Annotated in this window: 5 protein-coding genes; all 5 read left to right on the top strand. The window is 65.3% G+C overall.

Annotated features, from left to right (window positions below; all coding sequences use genetic code 11):
• A partial coding sequence (thrS, locus tag A5777_RS03610) for a threonine--tRNA ligase (RefSeq protein WP_064861660.1) occupies positions 1-1,816 on the top strand: 1,816 nt, incomplete at its 5' end.
• Positions 1,809-2,423: an HIT family protein gene (locus tag A5777_RS03605; protein ID WP_051993851.1), complete on the top strand. Its 615-nt coding sequence runs from the start codon at positions 1,809-1,811 to the stop codon at positions 2,421-2,423. The genes thrS and A5777_RS03605, both read left to right, overlap by 8 nt.
• Before the next feature lie 64 nt (positions 2,424-2,487).
• The gene (gene pgsA, locus A5777_RS03600; protein ID WP_064861659.1) at positions 2,488-3,210 is read left to right on the top strand and encodes a phosphatidylinositol phosphate synthase; all 723 of its coding nucleotides are present in this window, start codon (positions 2,488-2,490) and stop codon (positions 3,208-3,210) included.
• A complete protein-coding gene (locus tag A5777_RS03595) occupies positions 3,207-4,124 on the top strand; it encodes a phosphatidylinositol mannoside acyltransferase (RefSeq protein WP_005206041.1) in 918 nt (305 codons plus the stop codon). Before pgsA ends, A5777_RS03595 begins: the two co-directional genes overlap by 4 nt.
• The coding region (locus tag A5777_RS03590) for a glycosyltransferase family 4 protein (RefSeq protein ID WP_156529274.1) at positions 4,121-4,390 on the top strand (270 nt) is incomplete at its 3' end. The genes A5777_RS03595 and A5777_RS03590, both read left to right, overlap by 4 nt.

Below are 4,390 nucleotides of genomic sequence, written 5' to 3'. Positions count from 1 at the left end.
CGTGCTCGCACAGGCCGTGCAGGATCTCTTTCCCGAGGCAAAGCTCGGGATCGGGCCGCCGATCAAGGACGGCTTCTACTACGACTTCGACGTCGCAGAGCCCTTCACCCCCGAAGATCTCACCGCGCTCGAGAAGAAGATGAAGCAGATCATCAAGTCGGGTCAGAAGTTTTCGCGACGGGTCTACGCGTCGAAGGACGAGGCCCGGGTGCAGCTCGCCAAGGAGCCGTACAAGCTCGAGTTGATCGACGACAAGGGCGCGGCCGACGACAGCGAGGTCATGGAGGTCGGCGGGGCTGAACTCACCGCGTACGACAACCTGAATCCCCGCACCGGCGAGGTGATCTGGTGCGATCTGTGCCGTGGTCCGCACGTCCCGACCACCAAGTACATCTCCGCGTTCAAGCTCACCAGGAGTTCGGCTGCCTACTGGCGCGGCGATCAGGACAACGCCGACCTTCAGCGCATCTACGGCACCGCATGGGAGTCGTCGGAAGCTCAGGACACCTACCTCGAGATGCTCGCGGAGGCCGAGAAGCGCGACCATCGACGACTGGGTGCAGAGCTCGACCTGTTCAGCTTCCCCGACGAGATCGGTTCGGGCCTACCGGTGTTCCATCCGAAGGGCGGCATCATCCGCACCGAGATGGAGGACTACTCGCGCAAGCGTCACATCGCTGCCGGATATCAGTTCGTCAACACGCCGCACATCACCAAGAGCAACCTGTTCGAGGTGTCGGGACACCTCGATTGGTACGCCGACGGCATGTACCCGCCTATGCAGCTCGACGCCGAGTTCAACGACGACGGCTCGGTGCGCAAGCCGGCTCAGGACTACTACCTGAAGCCGATGAACTGTCCGATGCACAACCTGATCTTCGACGCGCGTGGACGCTCGTATCGAGAACTTCCGTTGCGCCTCTTCGAGTTCGGCACCGTCTACCGCTACGAGAAGTCGGGCGTGATCCACGGGCTGACCCGCGCACGGGGGTTCACTCAGGACGACGCACACATCTACTGCACCCGCGAGCAGATGCGTGACGAACTGCGCTCGCTGCTGACCTTCGTCCTCGATCTGCTTCGCGATTACGGTCTCGATGATTTCTATCTGGAGTTGTCGACGCGGGATCCCAAGAAGTCCGTCGGCGACGACGAGACCTGGGAGATCGCGACCAACACGCTCGCCGAGGTTGCGGGCGAGTCCGGACTCGACCTCGTACCCGATCCCGGTGGCGCCGCGTTCTACGGACCCAAGATCTCCGTCCAGGTCAAGGACGCGCTGGGCCGCACCTGGCAGATGTCGACCATTCAGCTCGACTTCAACCTGCCGGAACGCTTCAACCTCGAGTACACCGGCTCCGACGGCGCCAAGCATCGCCCCGTCATGATCCACCGCGCTCTGTTCGGTTCGATCGAGCGGTTCTTCGGCGTGCTCACCGAGCACTACGCGGGCGCCTTCCCGGCATGGCTGTCGCCGGTGCAGGTCGTCGGCATCCCTGTTGCCGAGGCGTTCGTCGACCACCTTCAGAGCGTCATGGATCAGTTGAAGGCCAAGGCAATTCGCGCCGAGGTCGACTACTCCGACGACCGCATGCAGAAGAAGATCCGCACGCATACCACCGGCAAGGTGCCGTTCATGCTTCTCGCAGGCGAGCGTGACGTCGAGGCGGGTGCGGTGAGCTTCCGATTCCGAGACGGCACTCAGGTCAACGGCGTTCCCGTCGCCGACGCGGTCAGAATCATCGACGAGTGGATTTCCGCCCGTCGCAACGAGTCTCCGACCAAGGAGCTGATCGAAGGTGCAGGAGATGCCTGACGCCGACGACGAGTCGAGCGGTGGGGCCCCGACCGGTGCTCACGCCGGTGAGATCCGCGATTGCGGTACCGGCGATCCCGATCGGCTACAGCGGCTGTGGAGTCCGCACCGGATGACCTACATCACGGCCGACCCGCCGGTCGTGAAGAAGGCAGCCGACGGCTCGGACCTCACCGGGCACCCCTTCCTCGACATACCGACGATGACTGACGAGGACGGGTTGATCGTGGCGCGTGGAGAGCACGTCTACGCGGTGCTCAACCTGTACCCGTACAACCCCGGCCACACGATGATCGTGCCGTATCGGCAGGTCGCAGACCTCGAAGCGCTGACCGCAGGCGAGGCCGACGAGTTGATGGGGTTCACGCAGCGCATGATCCGCACGATCAAGGCGGTGTCGAATCCGAACGCGTTCAACGTGGGTCTGAATCTCGGTTACGCCGCAGGCGGCTCGTTGTCGGAGCACATCCACCAGCACATCGTGCCGCGGTGGGTGGGCGACGCGAACTTCATCACGGTTGTCGGCGAGACAAAAGTCATGCCACAGTTGCTGCGCGATACCCGTGCGCTGCTGTCGGACGCGTGGAAGCAGCTCGACGCCCCATGAGCGCGCGACCGCACCGCATGAGCAGTGCAGGTACAGGACTGAACGGTCGGGAAGGAGCGGTGCGGTGCTGAGCATTCGAGGCCGGGCGTCGGTGTCGAAGGTGACGTTGCCGCTCGGACGTGCGTTGCTGCGCACCGGGCTGACTCCTGACGCCATGACCGTGATCGGCACCGTGGCGACTGTCGCGGCGGCGGTGACGCTGTTCCCGATGGGCCACCTCTTCTGGGGCACGATGGTCATCTGGCTGTTCGTGATGTTCGACATGCTCGATGGCGCGATGGCGCGAGCCCGCGGTGGCGGAACCCGATTCGGTGCGGTGCTCGACGCCACCTGCGACCGCATCGCCGACGGCGCGATCTTCGCGGGTCTCGCGTGGTGGTGCGCGTGGACGCAGCCGCACCAGTGGCTGTTCGTCGCCACGATGATCTGTCTGGTGACCTCGCAGGTCATCTCGTATGCCAAGGCACGCGCCGAGGCGTCGGGTCTGTATGGCGACGGCGGTCTCATCGAGCGCCCGGACCGGCTGATCATCGTTCTGGTGGGAGCGGGCTTCACCGGTCTCGGACTGTGGTGGGCGATTCACGTCGCCATGGGGCTTCTCGCGATCGGGAGCGTGATCACCGTCGGACAGCGCATGTGGTCGATTTCCCGGTCACCGGGTGCCCGAGACCTGATCCCACTGGCGTCGAGTTCGACCGACACTGACACCGGGACCGATGCTGAAGCCGCGACCGACCCCGACACCGAGACCCAGGCCGGGCCCGACGCAGGCACCGGAAGCCGGTGAGCCGCCTCGGCGGGTACGTCTCCGACCTCGGCTACCGGGCCGGATGGGCCGGTGTGCGTCTGCTTCCGGACAGTTGGGGCAGAACCGTTTTCGAGGGCGCGGGCGCGATGGTCGGTCGCCGCAACGGCGGCCCGCAGCAGTTGCGACGCAATCTTGCCCGCGTGATCGGAGCCACGCGGCCGCAGGACGTGCCGGACGAACTCGTCGCCGACGCGATGCGCTCGTATGCCAGGTACTGGTACGAAGCCTTTCGCCTGCCCGCCATGGGACTGGCGAACGCCGCGGCGTCGGTGCACATCGCCGACGACGATGTCGCCCGCTTCGAGGCCGAGATCGCGAAGGGCAAGGGGCTCATCTTCGCGTTGCCGCACAGCGGCAACTGGGACATGGCCGGGGTGTGGCTGATCAATCGCGGTCATCGATTCTCGACAGTGGCCGAACGACTCGAACCGGAGTCGCTGTTCGATCAATTCGTCGCGTATCGCGAGAGCCTCGGGTTCGAGATCTTTCCGCTCACCGGTGGGGAACAGCCTCCGTTCGCGCGTCTCGCCGACAGACTTCGCGAAGGGTCGGTGGTATGTCTGCTCGCAGAACGCGACCTGACCCGCCACGGCGTTCCGGTGCAGTTCTTCGGTGAGCCGACCCGCATGCCCGCCGGGCCTGCGCGCCTCGCTATCGAGACGGGCGCAGCGCTCATGCCCGTACACCACTTCTTCCTCCCGGACGGGAGGTCGCAAATCCTGGTCGGAGAGTCGGCCGACGTGTCGGGCGGCGTCGAGCAAGCCACCCAGGCGGTGGCCGACGCCTTCGCCACGAACATCGCGGCACATCCCGCGGACTGGCACATGTTGCAGCCGCTCTGGGAATCCGACTGGTCGGCGGAGCGTCGTGCGCGAATCGAGAGCACCGGATGAAGATCGGAATGGTCTGTCCGTACTCGTTCGACGTTCCGGGCGGCGTGCAGGCACATGTGGTCGAGCTCGCCGAGGTGTTCATCGACCGTGGCCATACCGTGAGCGTCCTCGCGCCAGCCGCCGACGAGACGGTGCTGCCGGACTACGTGGTGTCGGCGGGTCCCGCGGTGGCCCTGCCCTACAACGGGTCGGTGTCTCGCGTCTGCTTCAGCCCACACGGCTACCTGACGCTTCGCCGCTGGATCGCCGACAACGAGTTCGACGTC

Source organism: Gordonia sp. 852002-10350_SCH5691597 (assembly GCF_001665715.1).
Lineage (GTDB): Bacteria > Actinomycetota > Actinomycetes > Mycobacteriales > Mycobacteriaceae > Gordonia > Gordonia sputi.
The sequence above is the reverse complement of the archived record's forward strand: the minus strand, read 5'-3'. Positions and strand labels throughout refer to the sequence as shown.

Excerpts from the sequence above, each read along its gene's own strand:
- A5777_RS03605 (WP_051993851.1), top strand. The coding sequence starts at position 1,809 with ATGCCTGACGCCGACGACGAGTCGAGCGGTGGGGCCCCGACCGGTGCT.